Here is a 21716-nt window from a genome sequence, read left to right as displayed (position 1 = left end):
CGGACCGGGCGGCCCCTCCCGCGTACGGGGAGGGGCCGCCCGGTCCGTGTCGTGGTGCCGGGGGTCAGCGCCGCTTGCGCAGGGCCGCCAGGCCGTCGTAGCTGATCTTTGCCTCCCGCAGCGACTGGGAGGGATCGGTGGCGCTCGGGGAGTTGTCGTCCTCGACCATCGGGTTGTGGTAGTTCCGCAGGCCGACCCGGGAGAAGAACGTCGTGTAGTCGATGACGCCCGTCCCGAAGGGCACCATGTCGTAGCCCATGCCGTTGGTGGTGCTCACGACACCGTCCTTGGCGTGGAACAGCGGGTAACGCCGGTTGTAACGGACCACGAGGCCGGCCGGGTCGAAGACGTTCTTCCTGGTGGAGCCGTCGTGGGCGGTGTACTCGTGGAACTTGTACTGGGCGACGTGCGCCCAGAAGATGTCCATTTCCAGCCAGACGACCTTCGGGTCGGTGACCTTGAGGAAGTACTCCAGCTTCCGGATGCCCGAACTGCGGGTCGGCCTGCCCTGGTCGTCCAGCGGCCCGCCGTCGAGCAGGAAGCCGTAGGCGCTGTCGTGGTTGTGGGTGTAGAGCTTGATGCCCTCGCGGTGGGCGATGGCGCCGAGGGCGTTCCACTTGTCGGCGGCCACGTCCCAGTCGGCGCGGTAGGAGCTGCCGGTGGGGTCGCCGCCGGTGCCCATGTGGTCCATGCCGAGGATGTTGGCGATCTCCAGGTGCTTCTTGAAGGTGTCCTTGTCCGCCGCGGTCAGCGGCCAGGAGGACGGGATGAAGCCGTGGTTGCCCTGGGCGCGCAGACCGTAGTCGTCGAGCCAGGAGCGCAGCAGCCGGGCGCCCTTGACGGACTCCAGGCTCGCGCCGCCCGGCGCGTTGGCGTGCTGGTTGTATCCGGCGAACTCGACCTGGCGGTAGCCGTGCCGGGACAGCTGCTTGAAGACCTCGCGGAAGCCGGAGGGCAGGTCGGAGGCGAGGGGGTCGCGGGCGGTGGCGTCACGGACGGTGTAGAGGATGATGCCGCGCTTGTCCGCCGGGACGAGGATCTGGCCCTGGCCCTGGCCCTGACCGTGGTCGTGGTCTCTGTCCCGGCCGTGGGCGAGGGCCGGGGAGGCTCCGAAGACGGGGGCCGCGACGGCGCCGGCCGCCACGGCGGTGCAGGTGCTGAGGAAGCGGCGCCGGTTCACGCCGAGGGAGCGGCGCAGGCTCTCGCCCGGGCCGTCGGCGGACGGGTCGGTGCCGGCGTCGGAGCGGGAGGGGTCGGTGAACGGGGTCACGGGTGCCTGCCTTTTGGGTCGTGGCCTGCTCCGATGCGGATCGGACGGGCCGTTGTCAGTGCCGTGTGTTTCACTCTCAGTAGTCGGATGTGGCGGGCGTTCCGGGCGGAGCGTCAGCCGAGTCCGGCGAGCCGGAGCAGGAGTTGTTTCACGTCGGTGGCCGCGACGCGGTCTCCGACAGCGCGGGGGGTGGAGCAGATGAGGAGCGGACCGTCGTCGTCGCTCGCGGGGAGGCGGCCGTGGCTGCCTCGAATAGGTGAGGCGTCCAGGGGCACGACCGCCATGCGGTAGCGCATGCCGAGCTTCTTGCGGGCCAGGGCGCCGGCCGCCTTGACCTTGACGTAGGGGTCGTGGGGGTCCATGAACAGCTCGACCGGGTCGTAGCCGGGTTTGCGGTGGATCTCGACGAGCTGCGCGAAGTCGGGCGCGCGGTCGTCGTCGAGCCAGTAGTAGTACGTGAACCAGGCGTCCGGCTCCGCCACGGCGACGAGTTCGCCGGCGCGCGGGTGGTCCAGGTGCTGGGCCTTCTTGCCCTCGTCGTCGAGGAGTTCGGCGATGCCAGGAAGTCCGTCCAGGGCGGCGCGGGTCGCGTCGAGGTCCTCGGGGCGGCGGACGTACACGTGGGCGATCTGGTGGTCGGCGACCGCGAAGGCGCGGGAGGCCATCGGGTCGAGGTACTCCATGCCGTCCTGCGTGTGCACCTCGAGGAGTCCGGCGCGGCGCAGGGCCCGGTTGATGTCCACGGGCCGGCTGACCGGGGTGATGCCGTACTCGGACAGCGCGACGACGGTGCGGCCCTCGGCGCGGGCGTCGTCGAGGAGCGGGGCCAGCGCCCGGTCCAGGTCGGCGGCGGCCTTCAGGGAGCGCGGGTCGTCGGGGCCGAAGCGCTGCAGGTCGTAGTCGAGATGCGGGAGGTAGCAAAGAGTCAGGTCGGGGTGCCGGGTGGCCATGATGTGACGGGTGGCGTCGATGATCCACTGGCTGGAGACCAGGTCCGCGCCGGGGCCCCAGAAGTGGAAGAGGGGGAAGGTGCCGAGCTTGCCGGTGAGTTCGTCGTGCAGGGCCGGGGGGCGGGTGTAGCAGTCGGGTTCCTTGCGGCCGTCGGCGTAGTACACGGGACGGGGGGTGACGGTGTAGTCGGTGTCGGCGCCCATGGCGTACCACCAGCAGATGTTGGCGACGGTGTAGCCGGGGTGGGCGCGGCGGGCGGCGTCCCAGAGCTTGTCGCCGGAGACGAGTCCGTTGTGCTGGCGCCACAGCAGGACGTCGCCGAGTTCGCGGAAGTACCAGCCGTTGCCGACGATGCCGTGCTCGGAGGGCATGGTGCCGGTGAGGAAGGTGGACTGGGCGGCGCAGGTGACGGCGGGCAGGACGGTGCCGAGCGGGGCGCGGGACCCGGACTGGCCGAGCTGCTTGAGGTGGGGCATGTGGTCGAGGAGACGGGGGGTGAGGCCGACGACGTCCAGGACGAGGAGGGGGGTGGGTCCGCCGGAGGGGGTGGTGGAGGTCATGGCAGTTCCTTCAGGCCGAGGTCCGTCAACAGGTCGCGGGCGAGGGTCAGCTCGGCGGCGATGCCGTCGGTGAGCTGGGCGCGGGCGCGGGGCCGCAGCTCGGGCGGGAGGGCCTGCCAGGTGTAGGTCTCGACCTCCAGATGACGGGTGACGGGGTGCGGACCGCCGACGAGCCGGGCCAGGGCGGCCTTGAGTACGGGAAGGGTGGAGGTGAGGGGCGCGGCGGGGGCCGCGTGCAGCGGGACGTGGAAGTGGGCGCGCCAGGGCGCGGTGGCGGGCAGCGGGCCGCCGTCCGCGAGGGCCTCGTCGAGGTCGTCGGTGCCCTGCCGGCCGCCGGAGGGGGTGGTGGTGCGGGTCTGGTGCAGGAAGCGCGGCTCGGCGAAGGCGCCGAGGGCTTCGCGGACCGCGGGGTCGGCGGGGTGTTCGGCGTGCAGCGCGGCGGAGAGCTGGGACTTGACGACGGGGATGCGGGCGGCCGTGAGGGCGTCCAGGGCGGTGTGCGGATCTTCGAAGGAGGTGGCGAGGTGGCAGGTGTCGACGCAGACGCCGATGCGTTCGTGGGCGATCGCGGTCAGCGGTGCGATGGCGTCGTGGGTGGTCTCGACGACGCAGCCGGGTTCCGGTTCCAGGCCGATGCGGATGGAGCGGCCGGTCAGTTCGTGGAGGGCGTCGAGACGTTCGGCGAGGGTGACCAGGGCGGCGCGGGCCTTGTCGGCGCGGGTCTCGTCGTAGGCGGTGCGCCAGGCGAGCGGCAGGGTGGAGATGGTGCCGTCGGTGACGTCGTCGGGCAGCAGTCCGGCGAGCAGCCGGGCGAGGGAGGTGGTGTGCTCCAGGCGTTCGAGGTCGGCCCAGTCCGGCTTGTAGACGCGGTACTTGACCTCCTCGGCGCCGAATCCCTCGTAGGGGAAGCCGTTGAGGGTGACGACCTCCAGGCCGCGCCGGTCGAGTTCGGTGCGCAGGCCGCGCAGTGCCGCCGGGTCGGTGACCAGGGCGTGGGCCGCGTCGCGGGCGAGCCACAGCCCGATGCCGAGCCGGTCGCGGCCGAGGCGGCGGCGGACCGGCTCGCAGTGGTCGCGGAGCTGGGCGAGGACGCCGTCGAGGGTCTCGGCGGGGTGGACGTTGGTGCAGTAGGCGAGGTGGATGGTGGAGCCGTCGGGGTGCCGAAAGCGCATGGATCACTCCCCGCCGCGCAGGATGGAGTTGCCCTCGTGGGTGGCCTCGCCCGAGGCCACGTCCAGCTCGAGGCGTCCGCTGAGTCCGTAGAAGGCGACGGGGTTGCGCCACAGCACCCGGTCCACGTCGTCCTCGGTGAAGCCCTCGGCGAGCATCAGGTCGCCGACCTTGCGGGTCTTGAGCGGGTCGCTCCTGCCCCAGTCCGCCGCCGAGTTGACCAGGACCCGGTCCGGGCCGTACTCACGCAGCAGGGCGACCATCCGGACCTCGTCCATCTTGGTGTCCGGATAGACGGAGAAGCCGAGCCAGGCGCCGCTGTCCTTGGCCTCCTTGACGGTGGTCTCGTTGAGGTGGTCGACCAGCACCCGGTCCGTGGGCAGGGCGGACTCGCGGACCACGTCGAGGGTGCGGCGCAGGCCGGCGAGCTTGTCGCGGTGCGGGGTGTGCACGAGGGCGGGCAGCCCGTGGTCGGCGGCGAGCTGGAGCTGGGTGGCCAGCGCGGTGTCCTCGGCGGGCGTCATCGCGTCGTAGCCGATCTCACCGACCGCCACCACCCTGTCCTTGACGAGATAGCGGGGCAGTTCGTCGAGGACGGGCAGGCAGCGCGGGTCGTTGGCCTCCTTGGGGTTGAGGGCGATCGTGCAGTGGTGGGCGATGCCGTACTGGGCGGCGCGGAAGGGTTCCCAGCCCAGCAGGGCGTCGAAGTAGTCGAGGAAGGAAGCGGCCGAGGTGCGGGGCTGGCCCAGCCAGAAGGAGGGTTCGACGACGGCGCGGACACCGGCGGCGTGCATGGCCTCGTAGTCGTCGGTGGTCCGGGAGGTCATGTGGATGTGGGGGTCGAAGATGCGCATCAGGACTCCTTGCCGTGGGGGTCGGCCGTGCCGGGCGCGGGGCGCCCGGGCTCGGTCAGGGCCAGGACGCGGTGCAGGTCTTCGGGGACGGTGCGGTCCGCGGCGGTGCGTTCGGCGGCGTAGTCGGCGAGCATCCGGGCGAGTTCGTCGTCGCCCCGGGCCCGGCGGGCGAGGTCCGCCACGCTGTCGACGGGGACACCGGTGAACAGGCACTTCAGTACGGCGTGCCGCCACTGGTGCGGGTCGAGGTGACGGGCGGCGTAGGGGCCGAGGGCGGCGGCGACGAGGCGGGTGTCGTTGGTGCGCAGGGCGTCCTCGACGAGCGGCAGGGCGTCCGGTCCCGGCACCAGGTGCGGCAGGGCGTGCAGGACGGCGCGGCGTTCGTCGGCGGTGCCCTGGGAGTAGACCCGGGTCAGGGCGTCCGTGTCGGCGCGGGCGGCGTGCAGCACGAGGACGCGGGCGGCGTCGGCGTGGGCGGGCCCGCACCGGCGGCCGGCCTCGGCGAGGCGCAGTTCCCACACCGAGATGGGGCCGTGGGTGCCGGGGTGGGCGGCGGCCTCGTCCAGGGCCTGGTCCAGCCAGGCGCGGGCGGCTCCGCCGAGCCGGGCGGCCAGGGCTGCGCGCAGCGCGGCGGGCGGGACGTGGGCGGGGGTGGTGCCCTGGTCCTGTCCGGCGGGTCCGGCGGTGGTGCCGTCCGCGTCCTGGGTGTCGGGGGTGACGTGGGCGGCGTGTGGCTGCGTCATGGGGTGGCTCCCTTCAGTGGGTGGCGGAGGGCTCGCCCGAGCGGCTGGTGCGGGGCGGCGGCGCGGGTGCGGCGCGCCGCAGGAACGGGAGGGAGCGTTCGGCGTGGTGGGGGCCCGCGTGGGAGTGGCGGGGCAGTTCGACGACGGTCAGGCCCTGGTAGCCGGTGGCGGCGAGGGCCTCGAGGACGGGCGGGAAGTCGATCTCGCCGTCACCGAAGGGGAGGTGTTCGTGGACGCCGCGGCGCATGTCCTCGATCTGCACGTGGCGCAGCCAGGGGGCGGCGGCGCGCACGCAGTCGGCGGGAGGGAGCGGTTCGAGGCACTGGCAGTGGCCGATGTCCAGGGTGAGACCGAGGGGTTCGGGGTCGCCGAGGGTGCGGCGCAGGATGTGGAAGTCGGCGAGGGTGGACAGGAGGTGCCCGGGTTCGGGCTCCACGGCGAGGGGGACGCCCGCGGTGGCGGCGGCGTCCAGGACCGGGGTGAGGGACTCGGCCAGCCGCTTCCACGCGGTGTCCTCGTCGGTGCCCGACGGGGTGACGCCGCTGAAGCAGTGCACGGCGTGGGCCCCGAGGTCGGCGGCGACGCCGACGGCGCGGACGAGGAGGTCGGTGCGGCGGGCGCGGTCCTCCGGGTCCGGGTCGAGCAGGGAGGGACCGTGCTTGCGACGCGGGTCGAGCACGTAGCGGGCGCCCGTCTCCACGGTGACGCCCAGACCGAGGGCGTCCAGCCGCGCGGCGACCCGGCGGGTGCGGGCGGCGAGGCCGTCGGCGAGCGGGTCGAGATGCATGTGGTCGAGCGTCAGGCCGACGCCGTCGTACCCCAGGTCGGCGAGGAGGGCGAGTGCGTCGTCGAGACGGAGGTCGGTGAGGCCGTTGGTGCCGTACCCGAAGCGGAGCGGGGGCGCAGCGCCATCGTCCACGGGCCGGTCCGGTCCGTGGAGCGGGGGCACGGCACCGCCGTCCACGGGCCGGTCCGGTCCCTGGATCCGCCCCCGTTCCGGTCCGGGGTAGGGCCCTTGAACCGGTCCGTGGTCCGGCCCCTGGCCCGGTCCGTAGTGCGACGACCCCTGAAACGGCCCGGGGTGCGACCCCTGAACCGGTCCGGGGTACGGCCCCTGTACCGGTCCGTGGTGCGGCTGACCCGCCGGTCCGTGCTCGGGCCCCCAGGCCGGTCCGAATTGCGGCTCCTGGTCCTGGTCCCGCTCCGGACTCCGGCCCGGCCCCTGGTTCGGCTCCCGGCTCATGTGATGCTCACCTTCCTCATCGCCGCCCTCTTCGCGAACCACCGGCCGGCCGGGGCGAGGGCCGCGATCGTGAGGGACGCGGCTCCCGCGCCCGAGCGGGCGGCGAGCGCGGCCTGGAGGGGGATCGTGGCCCGGATGCCACCGCCGACGGCGCGTTGGGTCAGCGGGGGTGAGGGGTTGAGCACGGCGTGGAAGTAGGGGCGGGCTGCCGTGGCGGCGTAGGCCGCGCCCAGAGCGGCGGTGAGGGCGCGGGTGACCGGGGACGCCGGGCTGGAGCCCGGCAGGCCGGGGGCGGCTGCTGCCCGCCGGCCTGCCGGGAGTCGGGTGCGGCGGGAGGTGACCAGGCCGGTCAGTGCCCCCGTCGTGGCGAGCGCGGCCAGCGGGGCCAGGGCCGAGCCGCCGGTGGTCTCCCGCCGGGAGACGGCCGTGACCGCGAGGGTGTGGCCGCCGAGCAGCGCGGCCGAGGGCAGCGCGGCCCGGGCGCCCCCGGCGGTGGCGGCCGCGCCCAGGAGGAGGTCGAGTCCGCGAGCCGCCGCCATGGCCGCCGGACCGGCCGGCGTGTGCTTCAGGGCGAGGTCGTAGGACCAGACGGTGGCCGCCAGGGGCGCGGCGACGCCGAGGGCGGGCCGTCCCGCGCCGGCCGCGAGCGCCAGCCCGGCGCCGGTGAGGGCACCGGCGGCCACGAGGGCGGCGGCGGGACGGACGCGGCCGGACGGGAGGGGGCGGTGCGGGCGCTCCACGGCGTCCTCCGCCCGGTCGGCCCAGTCGTTGAGGGCCATGCCGGCCTCGTAGAGGCACAGGGAGGAGCCGATGGCGAGCAGGGTGCGGGGCCCGGGCCGGGCGCCGGCCGCCGCCGCGCCCGCCAGGGCGTCGCCGGGGACGGTGAACAGGGCGGGCAGGCGGAGGAGTTCGGCCCAGGCGGCGAGGCGGGCGGCCCCGGGGGTGCCTTCGGCGGCCGGGGGCGGCGGTCCGGGGGTCCCGGAGGCGGCCCCCGGCGACCCCGGAGCACCGGCCGGCATCCGCGACGACCCCGCCGACGCGCCCGGCCCTCCCGTCGGCACGGCCGTGAGCCTCGCCGCGGCGACGGCGCGGCTCATCGTCCGGCCCCGCCTTCGAGGGCGCCGCCGTCGGACCCGGCGGCGGCAGAGGCCCCGGCCGACCCCGCGGACCCCGCGGACCCCGCGGACCCGGCCTCCTCACCCCGCAGTCGCCCGGCGAACCGTTTCAGCTCGGCGTACTGCTCGGCCAGCGAGGAGGGCCCTTCCCCCACCGGGTCCTTGAAGAAGAAGCCCAGTTCGCCCAGGGGACCGGACAGGCCCCGCTCGTGGGCCCGGGCGGCCAGGCGGGCCAGGTCGAGGACGAGCGGCGCGGCCAGCGACGAGTCGCAGCCCTGCCAGGTGGTCTGGAGGAACATCCGCGCGCCGAGGAAGCCGTCGAAGGCGATGTGGTCCCAGGCCGTCTTCCAGTCGCCGAGCGCGGGGACGTCGTCGATGTGGACCTCGCCCTCGACGGGAGCCCCGAGGGTGTCGGCGAGGACGCGTTCCTTGCCGGCGTTCTTCGCCGCGGCCGCCGCCGGGTCGGCCAGCGCCGCGCCGTCGCCGCCGCCGAGCAGGTTCGTGCCCGACCAGGCGCGCACCGCCAGCGCCCGCTGCGCGAACATCGGGCCCAGCACCGAGCGCAGCAGGGTCTGCCCGGTCTTGCCGTCCCGGCCCGCGTACGGCAGGCCGCTCGCCTCGGCCGGTGCGGCCAGCGCGGGGTGGTGCAGGCCGGTGGACGGGGTGAAGTTGACGTACGGGCAGCCGGCGCGCAGGGCGGCGGCCGCGTAGAGGGAGCTGGCGGGCAGGACTCCCTCGGCGGGCGCGGGCTCGGTGGAGGCGACGTTCACGACCACCGTCCGCTCCGCTCCCGTGCGCCGGGTGAAGTCGGTGATGTCCGCGGCGAACGCGGCGATCAGTTCCCGCTCGTCGCGGGTGTCGCCCGGCAGCGGGCCGCCGGGACGGATCTCCCGGTCGGCCGCGGCCAGTTCGGCGCCCACGGCCGAGGGCAGTCCGTGCGGCAGCACGCCCCCGTCGGCCAGCGCCTCCGCCCGCTTGGGCAGGGGGCAGTCCACGGTGTCGTGGCCGCCGAAGACGAGGGACGGGAGCGCGGGGAGTCCGGCGCCGGCGAAGTCGGGGGTCTCGGTGACCATGCCGGTCGCGGGGTGCAGTCCCGCGGTCACGGCGGCGCAGCCCGCCACCACCGTGGTGGCGACGGAGCCGCGGGCTCCGATCAGCCAGACACCGGTGCGGGAGCCGTGGGAGGGAGCAGAGGGGGACGCGGACATGGGCAGCCTCCTTGTCGAGCGCGTCGGGCACACACGAGCGGTGGTACGGCCGGGGGTGGTGGTCGGGGTGACGGCGGGCGGAGGTCCGGCGTCCTCCGCCCGCCGCCGTTCCGGTTGCCCCCGGGGGGCGGGGCGCCCCTGGGAGAGGTCACCCCTCGGGGGCGGGTCGCCCTAGGAGGGCAGTTCCTTGAGCTGGATGTTGCGGAAGGAGACATGGTCGTCGGCGCCGTGGTTCTGCAGGCCGATGTAGCCGTCCGTCAGGCTCCGCTCGGGGTCCTTGTTGGTGAAGTCGTTGATCTTGACTCCGTTGAGGAACACCTGGAGGCGTTCGCCCTGGACCTTGATCTCGTAGGAGTTCCACTGCCCGGGCGGCCGCAGTACCTGGTCACGGGCCTTGATGTTCGCCGCCTTGAAGGTGTAGATCGCACCCGTGGTGCGGTCCACGGCGTCCGTGGCGTCGATCTGGATCTCGTAGCCCTTGTTCACGGCGGACCAGGGGTCGTCGGAGGCCGGGAAGCCCACGAAGACTCCGGAGTTGTCGTCGCCCCGCATCTTCCAGTCGAGCTTGAGGGAGTACGACTTCAGCTCCTTGGCCTGGTACCAGAGCAGGCCCATGCCGCCCTCGGACTCCAGAACGCCGTCCTTGACGGTGAACTTGCCGGGGCCGGCCTGCTTCCAGCCGTCCAGGGTCTGGCCGTTGAAGATGTCCCGGTAGCCCTTGCCGGGCTTGCAGTCGGCCTTGGCCTGGCCGGTGGCGTACTGCATGCCGCCGAGCAGGTGCTTGCGGAAAGCCTCGTCGGCGTAGGACTCCTTGGTGTGGCCCATGCCGGTGTAGAAGGAGCGGCCGCCGCCGTAGGTCTGGCACCAGGCGATCGGGTGGTCGCCCTTCATGTTCCCGCCCTGGTAGGTGGTCTCGTCCAGGGTGGCGAGGACCTTGGCCTGCTCACGCGGGTTGGTGCGGTAGTTGTACCACTCGTCGGTGCGCTCCCAGGCGTCGTCCAGGTGCGCGGTGGCGGGGTGGTCGTGGTCCTCGACGCGGACGGTGGCCTTCTGGATGGCCGGGTGCGAGTCGAAGTAGGCGCCGACGAGGCCGCCGTAGAACTCCCAGTCGTACTCGGTGTCGGCGGCGGCGTGGATGCCCAGGTAGCCGCCGCCGTTCTTGACGTAGTTCTCGAACGCCTTCTGCTGGTCGGCGTTGAGGACGTCACCGGTGGTGGACAGGAAGGCGACCGCGTCGTACTTGGCGAGGTTGGCCGTGGTGAACTGCCCGGCCTCCTCGGTCGCGGTGACCGTGATGCCCGCCGGGGTGCCCAGCTCCTTCAGGGCGGCGATGCCCTCGGGGATGGAGTCGTGGCGGAAGCCGGCGGTCTTGGAGAAGACCAGGACCTTCTTCCCGTTCTTGAAGGGCTCCTTGGAGAACTCGAAGTCGTCGATGTCGAACAGCGCGCCCTCGCCGCCCTTGAAGACCAGGTAGATGTCCGTGGTCTTCTTCGGCAGGGACCGCAGCGGCACGTCGACGTTCTGGAAGGTCTCCCAGCCGCCGGTCGGCGGGATGTACGCGGAGCCGTGCAGCTTGCCGGTGGGCGAGCCGGTGCGCACCTCGACGAAGCCGCCGGCGCCGCCGGAGGAGGCCCGGACGGTCAGCTTCTGCTGCCCGTCGAACTTGTAGGGGCTGAAGGAGATCCAGTCGCCGTCGTTGATGTCGCCGACGGTCTTGCCGCCGTTGGCGCCGGTCTTGTCGATCGGCGACACACCCTGCTGGGTGGTGAAGTGCTCCGCCTGGCGGTGCGGGGGCTGGATCACGGTGCGGGCGGTGCCGGTCAGGGCCTCCTGGCCGTTGGCCCCGCCGTCGGTGTAGCTGGCGCCGACGACGCCGTAGATGTTGGCGTTGGGGTCGTGCCCGCCGTCACCGGGCGGCGGGTTGAGGGTGCCCTCGCAGCCCATCTCGCTGGTCAGCTCGTGGGCGTGGGAGTCGTGGCCGAGGCTGTAGGCGACCTTGACCTTGGAGCAGTCGATGCTCTCCTCGGGGTCGGTGACCTTCACCTTGAAGGGGACGGGCTCCCCCATCGGGAGCAGGGTGCCGTTGCCGGGGGTCTCGATGGTCACCGTGGGCTCGGTGTTGCCGACCACGATGCGGACGCTGGCGTTGCCGGTGTTGCCCTCGGGGTCCTTGGCGGTGAAGGTCGCGGTGTAGGTGCCGACCTTCTTGTACTTGTGGGTGGGCGTGAGGCCCTCGCCCGTGGTGCCGTCGCCGAAGTCCCAGGCGTAGGTGAGGTCCGGGGAGTCGGCGTCCTTGGCGCTGGCCGTGAACGCGACCTTCAGGCCGGCCGCGCCCGAGGTCCTGTCGGCGCTCACCTCGGCGATCGGGGAGAAGCCGTCCGCGGCGTTCTCGATGCGGTACAGCGCCGAGTCCTTGTCGCCCTGGAACCAGGACAGGCCGTAGTCGAGGACGTAGAGCGCGCCGTCGGGGCCGAACTCCATGTCCATGATCTGGGTGCCGGTCCACGGGAAGTCGTTGATCTTCGCGACCGAGCCGTCCTCGTTCTGCTCGATCCGCTTGATCCAGCGGCGGCCGAACTCACCGGCGAAGAAGTCCCCGTCGTACTCCTCGGGGAACTTCACCTTGGAGTCGAGGTCGGGGTCGTAGCGGTAGACCGGGCCGCCCATCGGGGACTCGGAGCCGCTGCCGAACTCGGGCACGGAGCCGTCGTCGTACGGGATCCACGCGGCCTGCGCGGGCGGCAGGTCGGTGAGGCCGGTGTTGTGCGGCGAGGTGTTCTTCGGGGCGGCGCAGTCGAAGGTCTCGCCGGAGGTGCCGGTGGCGAAGTCGTAGTCGACGTAGGGGTCGTTGTCGCCGGTGCAGAAGGGCCAGCCGAAGTTGGCCGCCTTGGTGACCTTGGCGAACTCGACCTGCCCGGCCGGGCCGCGCTTCGGGTCGGCGGCGCCCGCGTCGGGGCCGTAGTCGCCGACATAGACCGTGCCGGTCTTCTTGTCGACGCTGATCCGGAAGGGGTTGCGGAAGCCCATCGCGTAGATCTCGGGGCGGGTCTTCTCGGTGCCCGGCTCGAAGAGGTTGCCCTCCGGGACGGTGTACGAGCCGTCCTCGGCGACCTTGATGCGCAGGATCTTGCCCCGCAGGTCGTTGGTGTTGCCGGCGCTGCGGCGGGCGTCGAAGGCCGGGTTGCGGTCCGGGCGCTCGTCGATCGGCGTGTAGCCGTCCGAGGCGAACGGGTTGGTGTCGTCGCCGGTGGAGAGGTAGAGGTTGCCCTCGGCGTCGAACGCGATGTCGCCGCCGACGTGGCAGCAGGTGCCGCGGGAGGCCGCGACGTCCAGGACCTTCTTCTCGCTGGCCATGTCCAGCGTGCCGTTGGCGTTCAGGACGAAGCGGGAGAGGCGGTTGACGCCGTCGAACTTCTTGAAGTCCTCGGCGGTGCCGTTCTCCGGGGCGTCGCCGGCGGGGGTGTCGAGCGGCGGGGCGTAGTAGAGGTAGATCGCCCGGTTGTTCTCGAAGTCCGGGTCGATGCCGACGCCCTGCAGGCCCTCCTCGTCGTGGTTGTAGACGGGGATCTTGCCGGCGACCTTGGTGACGCCGCCCTGGTCGGTCAGGCGCAGTGTGCCGTCGCGGGCGGTGTGCAGGACGCTGCGGTCGGGGAGTACGGCGAGCGACATCGGCTCGCCCATCTCGGGCTCGCCCTTGGCGAGCGGCACCTGCTGGAACTGCCCCTCGGCGACGGCTGCCGTCTCGTCGTGCTCGGGGTGGCCGGGGTGGGCGCCGGCGACGGTCGCGGGGGTGCCGACGGCCAGCAGCAGGCCGGTGAAGAGGGCGAGGCCGGTGCGGAGCCTGGGGCGCCTTGTGGTCCTGGTGCCTTTGAGTCTGGTTCTGTGCACGAAGTCCCTCCGGGAACGGGTGGGCCGTACTGGGATGGGTGCGAGGACGTGCGATGCGGGCGCCGGGGTGCGCCGTCACCCCGGAGAGGTGAGTGTCCTGAACACTTCAGGGACCTGCAGGGACCGTAACCGCGTTCTTCCGGGGCGAACACCCCTTGGACCGTGGCTGGTTTAACTTTTTCCCAACTCAGGACAAAGCAGGATTCGGGCAGCCCTGACCGGGCACCGGCGGGTGTGCCGGTCCCCGGTCCTGACCTGCGGTCGGGGCTGCGGTCAGCTGTTGAAGGCCGCGTCGAAGGACGCGCTGGGCGGCTCGAAGTCGAAGGACTTCAGCCGGGTGAGCGCCTCCGGGGCGCCCTGCAGCCGGTCCATGCCGGCGTCCTCCCACTCGACGGAGACGGGTCCCTGGTAGCCGATGGAGCGCAGCATGCGGAACACGTCCTCCCACGGGACGTCGCCGTGCCCGGCCGACACGAAGTCCCAGCCGCGCCGCGGGTCGCCCCACGGCAGGTGGGAGCCGAGCCGTCCGTTGCGGCCGTCGAGGCGCTTGCGGGCCTCCTTGCAGTCGACGTGGTAGATGCGGTCGCGGAAGTCCCACAGGAAGCCGACGGGGTCGAGGTCCTGCCACACGAAGTGCGAGGGGTCGAAGTTGAGGCCGAAGGCCTCGCGGTGCCCGACCGCCTCCAGGGCGCGCTGGGTGGTCCAGTAGTCGTAGGCGATCTCGCTGGGGTGCACCTCGTGCGCGAACCGGACGCCCTCGGCGTCGAAGACGTCGAGGATCGGGTTCCAGCGGTCCGCGAAGTCCTGGTAGCCGCGCTCGATCATGGACTCGGGGGCGGGCGGGAACATGGCGACCAGGTGCCAGATCGCCGACCCGGTGAAGCCGATGACGGTGTCGACGCCGAGACGGGCGGCGGCCCGTGCGGTGTCCTTCATCTCGGCGGCGGCGCGCCGGCGCACGCCCTCCGCGTCGCCGTCGCCCCAGATGCGGGCCGGCAGGATGGCCTCGTGCCGCTCGTCGATGATGGCGTCGCAGACGGCCTGACCGACCAGGTGGTTGGAGACGGCCCAGCACTTCAGGCCGTACTTGTCGAGCAGCTGGTGGCGGGAGTCCACGTAGGAGGGGTCGGCCAGGGCCTTGTCGACCTCGAAGTGGTCGCCCCAGCAGGCGAGTTCCAGCCCGTCGTAGCCGAAGTCGCGGGCGAGGCGGCAGACCTCCTCCAGCGGCAGGTCCGCCCACTGTCCGGTGAAGAGCGTGAAGTTGCGTGGCATGTCGCTGCCGGCCTCCTCAGAGTGCGATGGGGGCGATCGGGGTGTAGACGCTGTTCTTCTCGGCGCTCTCCTCCACGGCCGCGAGCACGCGCTGCACCTGCAGCCCGTCGGCGAAGGAGGGTTCGGGGCCGTGCCCCTCGGCGACCGCGTGGACGAGGTCGCGCGCCTGGTGCACGAAGGTGTGCTCGTAGCCGAGTCCGTGGCCCGGCGGCCACCAGGCGTCCAGGTAGGGGTGCTCGGGTTCCGTGACGAGGATGCGGCGGAAGCCCGCGTGCTCCCCCGGCTCGGTGCCGTCGTGGTACTCCAGCTCGTTGAGCCGTTCCAGGTCGAAGGCGAGCGAGCCGCGCTCCCCGTTGAGTTCGATGCGCAGGGCGTTCTTGCGGCCGGTGGCGTACCGGGTGGCCTCGAAGGAGACCAGTGCGCCGGAGGTGAGGCGCCCGGTGAACACGGCGGCGTCGTCCACCGTCACCTGCCCGGTCACGCCGTCCTTCGAGCCGGCCGACAGGCCCCGGGGGGCGCCGTCGGGCAGCGGGCGTTCCCGTACGAAGGTCTCGGTGAGCGCGGAGACGCCCGCGATCCGCTCCCCCGACAGGTACTGCGCGAGGTCGACGATGTGGGCGCCGAGGTCGCCGAGCGCACCCGATCCGGCCAGTTCCTTGCGCAGCCGCCAGGTGAGCGGAGCCTTCGGGTCCACCAGCCAGTCCTGGAGGTAGGTCACCCGCAGGTGCCGCAGCCTGCCCACGCGGCCTTCGGCGACCATCCGCCGGGCCAGCGCGGTGGCCGGGACGCGGCGGTAGTTGAACCCGACCATCGCGAGCTGTCCGCGCGCCCCGGCCTGCTCGGCGGCGCGGGTCATCGCCTGCGCCTCCTCGACGGTGTTGGCCAGCGGCTTCTCGCACAGGACGTGTTTGCCTGCGGCGAGCGCGGCCAGCGCGATCTCGGCGTGGCTGTCGCCGGGGGTGCAGATGTCGACGAGGTCGATGTCGTCCCGTTCGACCAGGGTCCGCCAGTCGGTTTCGGTGCTCGCCCAGCCGTACCGGTCGGCCGCGAGACGGACGGCGTCGGCGTCCCGCCCGCAGATCGCGGCCAGGACGGGGTTCAGCGGCAGGTCGAAGACGCGGCCCGCGGTGCGCCAGCCCTGGGAGTGGGCGGCACCCATGAAGGCGTAGCCGACCATCCCGACGCGCAGGGGTGGTCTGGTCGCGGACGCCCCCGTCGCGGCCCCGGTCCCGGCGGCGGTCCCGGTGCCGGTCCCGCTGTCGGATCCGGCGGCTGCCTCCTCGGCGCCGGCCCCCTCGGGCTGCTGCGGCTGTCCCATGCGGATGTCCTCCTCGTCGTGGTGGCGCGGTGGGGGGTGGGCCCCGCCCCGGCGGCGGCTGGTCGGGCCGTCCCCGGGGCGGCGCCCCTCACTTGAAGCCCGTGGACATGTACTGGTCGACGTTGTCCTTGTCGACGACGGCCGAGTAGCACGTGACGGTCGAGGGGATCTCGAACTCGGCGAGGCCGCCGATGCCCTTGCCCTGCCCGAGGGCACGGGCCAGGTCGATCGCGGAGGCGGCCATGGTCGGCGGGTAGAGCACCGTCGCCTTCAGGACGCCGCGGTCGGCCTTGATCGCCTCGAACGCGGACAGCGCGCCCGCGCCGCCGACCATCAGGAAGTCGTCGCGTCCGGCCTGCTCGATGGCGCGCAGGGCGCCGACGCCCTGGTCGTCGTCGTGGTTCCACAGGGCGTCGAAGTCCGACTGGGCCTGGAGCAGTTGGGCCATCTTGGCCTGGCCGGACTCGACGGTGAACTCGGCGGCCTGGCGGGCCACCTTCTTGATGTTGGGGTAGTTCTTCAGACCGTCGTCGAAGCCCTGGGTGCGCTGCTGGGTCAGTTCCAGGTTGTCGATGCCGGCCAGCTCGATGACCTTGGCGTTCGGCTTGTCCTTGAGCTTCTCGCCGATGTAGTGGGCGGCGTTGAGACCCATGCCGTAGTTGTCGCCGCCGACCCAGCAGCGGTAGGCCTGGGGGCTGTTGAAGATCCGGTCAAGGTTGATGACGGGGATGCCCGCCCGCATCGCCTTCAGGCCGATCTGGGTGAGGGCCTTGCCGTCGGCCGGCAGGATGACCAGGACGTCGACCTTCTTGTTGATGAGGGTCTCGATCTGGCCGATCTGCTGCGCGGTGTCGTTGGAGCCCTCGGTGATCTCCATGGTGATCTCGGAGTACTTCTCGGCGCGCTTCTTGGCCTGTTCGTTGACGGCGTTGAGCCAGCCGTGGTCGGCCTGCGGGCCGGCGTAGCCGATGGTGACCGGCTTGCCGGGCTTGTCGTCGGCGGCCGGCTGCGTGTCCGCGGCGGGCTTGTCGTCGCCGCCGTCGGGGTCGTTGCTGGTGCACCCCGTGAGGACGGCACCGGCGGACACGGCGGCGGCTCCGAAGAGCAGCCCTCTGCGACTCGTGAGCTTCGTCATGACGGTGAACCCTTTCCTCAATGCGTGCTTGCGGTACGGCGCTGGACCAGCACGGCGGCGACGATGATCGCGCCCTTGGCGATCTGCTGGACGTCGCTCTGCAGGTTGTTCAGGGCGAAGATGTTGGTGATCGTGGTGAAGATCAGGACGCCGAGCACGGAGCCGAGGATGTGGCCCCGTCCGCCGGTCAGCAGCGTTCCGCCGATGATCGCGGCGGCGATGGCGTCGAGTTCGTAGAGGTTGCCGTTGGTGTTCTGGCCGGAGCCGGCGAGGGCCACCAGCAGGAAGGCGGCGATGCCGCAGCACAGCCCGGACAGCAGGTAGAGGTAGAGGCGCTGGCGGCGGACGTCGATGCCGGCCAGCCGGGCGGCCTCGGCGTTGCCGCCGACGGCGACGGTGCGGCGGCCGAAGGTGGTCCGGTTGAGCACCAGCCAGCCGATGACCGTGACGGCCGCGAAGACCAGGACCAGCGGCGGTATGCCGAGCACGTACGAGTCCCGCTCGGCGAGGTCGAGGACACTCGGGACCGTGACGACCTGGGTGCGGCCGTCGGTGATCTGGAGGGCGAGGCCGCGCGCCGAGGCCAGCATGGCGAGGGTGGCGATGAACGGGACCATCTGCCCGAAGGCGATCAGCACCCCGTTGACCAGTCCGCAGCCCACTCCCACCACGATCGCAGTGAAGAGGATGCCGGCGAACCCGAACTCCTGGGTGGCGACCGTGGTCGCCCACACGGAGGCGAGGGCGACGATGGCGCCGACGGACAGGTCGATGCCGCCGGAGATGATGACGAAGGTCACTCCGACGGTGACGACGCCGATCACGGACGCCTGGGTGAGCACCAGTTGGAGGTTGCGGGTGTCGAGGAACGCGTCGGGCTGGGTGATGCCGCCGATGAGGACCAGGGCGGCGAGCACGCCGAGCAGGGTGAGGGTGCGGACGTCGGCGCGGCCCAGCCGGACCCGCCAGGCGGGCGGCCCTTCCACCGCTGCCGCTTTGTCGGTGCCGCCCCGTGGCGGGGACACGTGCTGCGTCATGACGCCGGGCTTCCTTCCATCACGAGGTCGAGTACGCGGTGTTCGTCGAGTTCGCGGGCGGGGGCCTCGTGCACGACCCGGCCCTCGCGCAGCACCAGCACGCGGTCGGCCAGGCCCAGCACCTCGGGCACCTCGCTGGAGACCAGCAGCACGGCCAGGCCCTCGTCGGCCAGGCGCCGGATGACGGCGTACAGCTCGGCACGGGCGCCCACGTCGACGCCGCGGGTGGGTTCGTCGAGCAGCAGGACCCGGCAGCCGCGCAGCAGCCAGCGGGCGAGCACCGCCTTCTGCTGGTTGCCGCCGGAGAGGGTGCGCACGGGCACGGCGGGGTTGTCGGGCCGCAGCGACAGCTCTCGGGTGGCCGTGCGGGCCGCGCCGAGTTCGGCGCCGCGGTCGATCCAGCCGCCGCGCGAGAAACGGGACATGGCGGAGACGGACACGTTGCGGGTGACGGACTCCAGCATCAGCAGGGCCTGGGCCTTGCGTTCCTCGGGGGCGAGCCCGAGCCCGGCGCGGACGGCCGCGCGCACACTGCCGGACCTCAGCGGCTGTCCGCCGACGAGGACCCGGCCGGAGTGCGCCTTGCGGGCGCCGTAGACCGTCTCCAGGATCTCCGAGCGGCCGGAGCCGACGAGCCCCGCGAGGCCGACGATCTCGCCGGGCCGCACCTCGAGGTCGAGGGGTGCGAACTCGCCCTGGCGGGAGAGCCCTTCGACCTTCAGCACGGGTTCGGCCGCGGGCGGCCCGGGCGGCCTCTCGGGGAAGACGTACTCGACGTTGCGGCCCGTCATCAGCGCCACCACCTCGCGGGTCGGCGTCGACTCGGCGGGGAGCCCGCCCGCGACGGCCCGGCCGTCCTTGAGGACGGTGACCCGGTCGCCGATGCGGCGGATCTCCTCCAGGCGGTGCGAGATGTAGACGACGGCGACACCGTCGGCGGTGAGGTCGGCGACGATGCGGAAGAGGTTGTCGACCTCGTCCGGGTCGAGCGCGGCGGACGGCTCGTCCATCACGATCAGCCGTACGTCGTGCGAGAGCGCCCGCGCCATGGACACGATCTGCTGCTGCGCCGCCGACAGGTCCCCGACCAGCCGCCCGGGGTCGACCTCGGGATGGCCGAGCCGCTTGAGCAGCGCGGCCGTCGACGCCTTGGCCGCCCGTCCCCGTACGACGAAGCCGGCGGCCGTCGGTTCGTGGCCGAGGTGGACGTTCTCGGCGACCGACAGGTGCTCCACCAGGTCGAGTTCCTGGTAGATGGTGGCGATGCCCAGGCGCATGGCGGCGATGGGCGAGCGCAGGGTGACGTCCTCCCCGCGCCAGCGGATGGTGCCGGTGTCGGGCTGATGGGCGCCGGCCAGCACCTTGATGAGGGTGGACTTCCCGGCGCCGTTCTGGCCGAGGAGGCAGTGCACCTCACCGGCCTGGACCTCGAGGTCGACGCCGTCGAGGGCCCGGACTCCGGGGAACGACTTGGTGATGCCGGACATGCTGAGCAGCGGTGGTTCTGGTGCCATGTGAGGTCCCCTCGGCGGGCGTGCGGGCCGGTGTCAGGGCAGAGCAGAGCAGGGCGGTGCGGAGCGGGGTGGGCGGAACACGGAGCAGGATCGGGCGGTACGGGGCATAGCGGGGTGGAGCGCTGTGCTGGACGGACCTGTGGAGCCGTGGAGTCCGGGGATGCGAAACGGTGTCTACGCGGGTGAGAACAGGTGGTCGCTGATCAGCCGGGCCGCGCCGATGACTCCGGCGGTGGGGCCCAGCTCCCCCAGGACGATGGGCAGGTTGCCGGTCGCCAGGGGCAGCGACTGGCGGTAGACCTGGGTACGGATGGCGGCGAGCAGGTTGTGGCCGAGGCCGGTCACCCCGCCGCCGATCACCACCAGGCCCGGGTTGAAGAAGCTGACCAGGCCGGCGATGACCTGGCCGGTGCTGCGGCCGCCCTCCCTGATCAGGTCGAGCGCCGTGGTGTCGCCCGCCGCGGCCGCGGCGGCGACGTCGGCGGCGCTGAGGCCCCCGCTCGCCGCCAGCCGGTTCGCGAGCTCGGCCGACCGGCCCTGCTGGGCGGCCTCCGTGGCGTCGCGGGCCAGGGCCGCGCCGCTGAAGTGGGCCTCCAGGCAGCCCCGGTTGCCGCAGGCGCACTGGCGTCCGTCGGGCACGGCCTGGATGTGCCCGATGTCGCCCGCGCTGCCCGTGGTCCCCCGGTAGACCTCCCCGCCGACCACGATGCCGCAGCCGATGCCGGTACCGATCTTGACGACGAGGAAGTCGTGCTGGGTGCGGGCGACGCCCGCGTGCTGCTCCCCCAGCGCCATCAGGTTCACGTCGTTGTCGACCATGACGGGGCAGCCGAGCTCCTGGCTGAGTGCCTCCCGCACGGGGAAGCCGTCCCAGCCCGGCATGATCGGCGGGGCCACCGGCACGCCCTCGGGGAAGCGGACCGGTCCCGGGACGCCGATGCCGGCGCCGTCGAAGCCCTCCGCGAGCCCGGAGGCCCGCAGCTTGGCGGCCATCGACAGCACCTGCTCGAAGACCGCGACCGGCCCCTCGCGGACGTCCAGCGGCTGGTTGATGTGCCCGAGGATCTCCAGCTCGGCGTTGGTGACGGCGACGTCGACCGAGGTCGCGCCGATGTCGACGCCGAGGAAACGCAGTTCCGGGTTGAGGCGGACGTTGTGGCTGCGGCGCCCGCCGCGGGAGGCGGCGAGTCCGTCGGCCACGACGAGACCGGTCTCGAGCAGCCGGTCCACCTCGACGGCCAGCTTCGACCGGGAGAGGTCGACCTGGTCACCGAGCTGGGCACGGGAGTTGGGCCCGCCGTCGCGCAGGAGCTGGAGCAGTCGCGCTTGGTGGGCGTTCGCGGGTCGTGCGGTCATGCGTCTCACGAGCCCCTCCCCGCCTCAATCGGCTGTGAATGTGCCGGACTTCCGGCCTCGTCCAGTGGCTTGCTTTCGGAGGGAACGTAGCAGTGGGCGCCGGGTGTGGGAAGAAGTCACGCATGAATTGCTGCGAACTTTCTCCACTGAGTGGACAAAGAAGAGTCCGGCCCAGGACCGCCCCGGACACGACGAGGCCGCCCGGTCGATCCGCCGGGCGGCCTGGGGACGTGCTCCGAAGGGGCTGTGACCTCACGCTTTCTCGCGCGCGTGGTACGAGCGCCGGGTGTGTTCGGTGTGTTCGCGCATCAGCCGGGTCGCCGACTGCTCGTCCCGCTCCGTGATCGCGGCGATCAGCTTGCGGTGCTCGATCCAGGACTGCCGGCCGCGCTGCCGGGCGACCGGCGTGTAGTACCAGCGGACCCGGCGGTCGACCTGCGCCGCGAGTTCGGCGAGGACGGCGTTGCCCGCCAGCTCCATGACCTTGCGGTGGAAGCGGGCGTTGAAGGCGACGGCGGCGTCCACGTCCTCGGCGGCGACGGCCCGCTCCCCCTCCGCGCACAGCTCCTCCAGCGCGGCGACGCCGGCACGGGAGGCGTTGGCCGCGGCGAGCCGTGCCGCCTCGGCCTCCAGGAGTGTGCGCACCGTCAGGAGCTGGTCGGCCTCCTCCTCGGTCGGCTCGTGCACGAAGGCGCCCTGCGCGGGCCGCAGATCGACCCAGCCCTCGGTGTTGAGCCGCTGCAGCGCCTCGCGCACCGGCTGCCGCGACACCCCGAGGTGACCGGCGAGTTCGCTCTCGACGAGGTGCTGGCCCGGCTGGAGGGCCCGCGTGGTGATGAGTTCGAGCAGCGCCTCGTAGACCCGGTCCCGCAACGGGCCGGGCCGTTCCAGCTTGGGCACCGCGCCCTGCGGCAGTCCTGCGGACAACATCGGTCCCCCCTCGACGGCCGGCACACAATCGCCACGCGCAACACCGGTCAGCGCAACACCGGTAAGCGCAGTATCGATTGTCTTTCGTCTACAGTCTACGGCGCACCGGCGACGCGGGGCCGGGTGTGTAGGGCACGTCACACCGGGGGGCG

General features: G+C 72.6%; 16 protein-coding genes. All 16 read right to left on the bottom strand.

What is annotated here, in order from left to right; translation table 11 throughout:
• Window positions 1–64: 64 nt before the first annotated feature.
• Window positions 65–1270 (bottom strand): sugar phosphate isomerase/epimerase family protein, encoded by a 1206-nt coding sequence (locus tag Sdi02f_RS01590; RefSeq protein ID WP_108932550.1) that lies wholly within the window; start codon window positions 1268–1270, stop codon window positions 65–67.
• Between the two features lie 113 nt (window positions 1271–1383).
• Complete coding sequence (locus tag Sdi02f_RS01585) at window positions 1384–2781, bottom strand: alkaline phosphatase family protein (protein ID WP_031083047.1); 1398 nt, start codon at window positions 2779–2781, stop codon at window positions 1384–1386.
• Window positions 2778–3953, bottom strand: a complete 1176-nt coding sequence (eboE, locus tag Sdi02f_RS01580) for a metabolite traffic protein EboE (RefSeq protein ID WP_108932549.1) — start codon at window positions 3951–3953, stop codon at window positions 2778–2780. Before eboE ends, Sdi02f_RS01585 begins: the two co-directional genes overlap by 4 nt.
• A 3-nt stretch (window positions 3954–3956) precedes the next feature.
• On the bottom strand, window positions 3957–4805 hold the full coding sequence (locus tag Sdi02f_RS01575) for a TatD family hydrolase (RefSeq protein ID WP_031083051.1): 849 nt from the start codon (window positions 4803–4805) through the stop codon (window positions 3957–3959).
• Entirely contained in the window at window positions 4805–5548 is a 744-nt protein-coding gene (locus tag Sdi02f_RS01570) for an EboA domain-containing protein (protein WP_108932548.1), read from the bottom strand. Before Sdi02f_RS01570 ends, Sdi02f_RS01575 begins: the two co-directional genes overlap by 1 nt.
• Window positions 5549–5561: 13 nt before the next feature.
• Window positions 5562–6467, bottom strand: coding sequence for a sugar phosphate isomerase/epimerase family protein (locus Sdi02f_RS01565; RefSeq protein ID WP_053639753.1), 906 nt, complete (start codon window positions 6465–6467; stop codon window positions 5562–5564).
• Between the two features lie 320 nt (window positions 6468–6787).
• Window positions 6788–7888, bottom strand: a complete 1101-nt coding sequence (locus Sdi02f_RS01560; RefSeq protein WP_030401014.1) for an SCO3242 family prenyltransferase — start codon at window positions 7886–7888, stop codon at window positions 6788–6790.
• Window positions 7885–9114 carry an inositol-3-phosphate synthase gene (locus Sdi02f_RS01555; protein WP_108932547.1) on the bottom strand — a complete coding sequence of 410 codons (1230 nt, stop codon included), beginning with the start codon at window positions 9112–9114 and terminating at the stop codon, window positions 7885–7887. The genes Sdi02f_RS01560 and Sdi02f_RS01555 overlap by 4 nt, the downstream gene beginning before the upstream one ends.
• 171 nt (window positions 9115–9285) lie before the next feature.
• A complete protein-coding gene (locus Sdi02f_RS01550; RefSeq protein ID WP_031083061.1) occupies window positions 9286–13002 on the bottom strand; it encodes a ThuA domain-containing protein in 3717 nt (1238 codons plus the stop codon).
• Between the two features lie 273 nt (window positions 13003–13275).
• Complete coding sequence (locus Sdi02f_RS01545) at window positions 13276–14274, bottom strand: sugar phosphate isomerase/epimerase family protein (RefSeq protein ID WP_030401011.1); 999 nt, start codon at window positions 14272–14274, stop codon at window positions 13276–13278.
• Between the two features lie 16 nt (window positions 14275–14290).
• Window positions 14291–15592, bottom strand: coding sequence for a Gfo/Idh/MocA family protein (locus Sdi02f_RS01540; RefSeq protein WP_030401010.1), 1302 nt, complete (start codon window positions 15590–15592; stop codon window positions 14291–14293).
• Window positions 15593–15680: 88 nt separating this feature from the next.
• Window positions 15681–16727, bottom strand: coding sequence for a substrate-binding domain-containing protein (locus tag Sdi02f_RS01535; RefSeq protein ID WP_030401009.1), 1047 nt, complete (start codon window positions 16725–16727; stop codon window positions 15681–15683).
• A gap of 17 nt (window positions 16728–16744) precedes the next feature.
• Window positions 16745–17764, bottom strand: coding sequence for an ABC transporter permease (locus Sdi02f_RS01530; protein ID WP_030401008.1), 1020 nt, complete (start codon window positions 17762–17764; stop codon window positions 16745–16747).
• Complete coding sequence (locus Sdi02f_RS01525; protein WP_030401007.1) at window positions 17761–19278, bottom strand: sugar ABC transporter ATP-binding protein; 1518 nt, start codon at window positions 19276–19278, stop codon at window positions 17761–17763. The genes Sdi02f_RS01530 and Sdi02f_RS01525 overlap by 4 nt, the downstream gene beginning before the upstream one ends.
• Before the next feature lie 174 nt (window positions 19279–19452).
• A complete protein-coding gene (locus Sdi02f_RS01520) occupies window positions 19453–20634 on the bottom strand; it encodes an ROK family transcriptional regulator (protein WP_030401006.1) in 1182 nt (393 codons plus the stop codon).
• A 252-nt stretch (window positions 20635–20886) separates the two neighbouring features.
• Window positions 20887–21564, bottom strand: coding sequence for a GntR family transcriptional regulator (locus tag Sdi02f_RS01515; protein ID WP_031083066.1), 678 nt, complete (start codon window positions 21562–21564; stop codon window positions 20887–20889).
• Window positions 21565–21716: the final 152 nt, after the last annotated feature.

The organism is Streptomyces ardesiacus (assembly GCF_003112575.1).
In the GTDB taxonomy this organism is placed as follows: domain Bacteria; phylum Actinomycetota; class Actinomycetes; order Streptomycetales; family Streptomycetaceae; genus Streptomyces; species Streptomyces ardesiacus.
The sequence above is the reverse complement of the archived record's forward strand: the minus strand, read 5'-3'. Positions and strand labels throughout refer to the sequence as shown.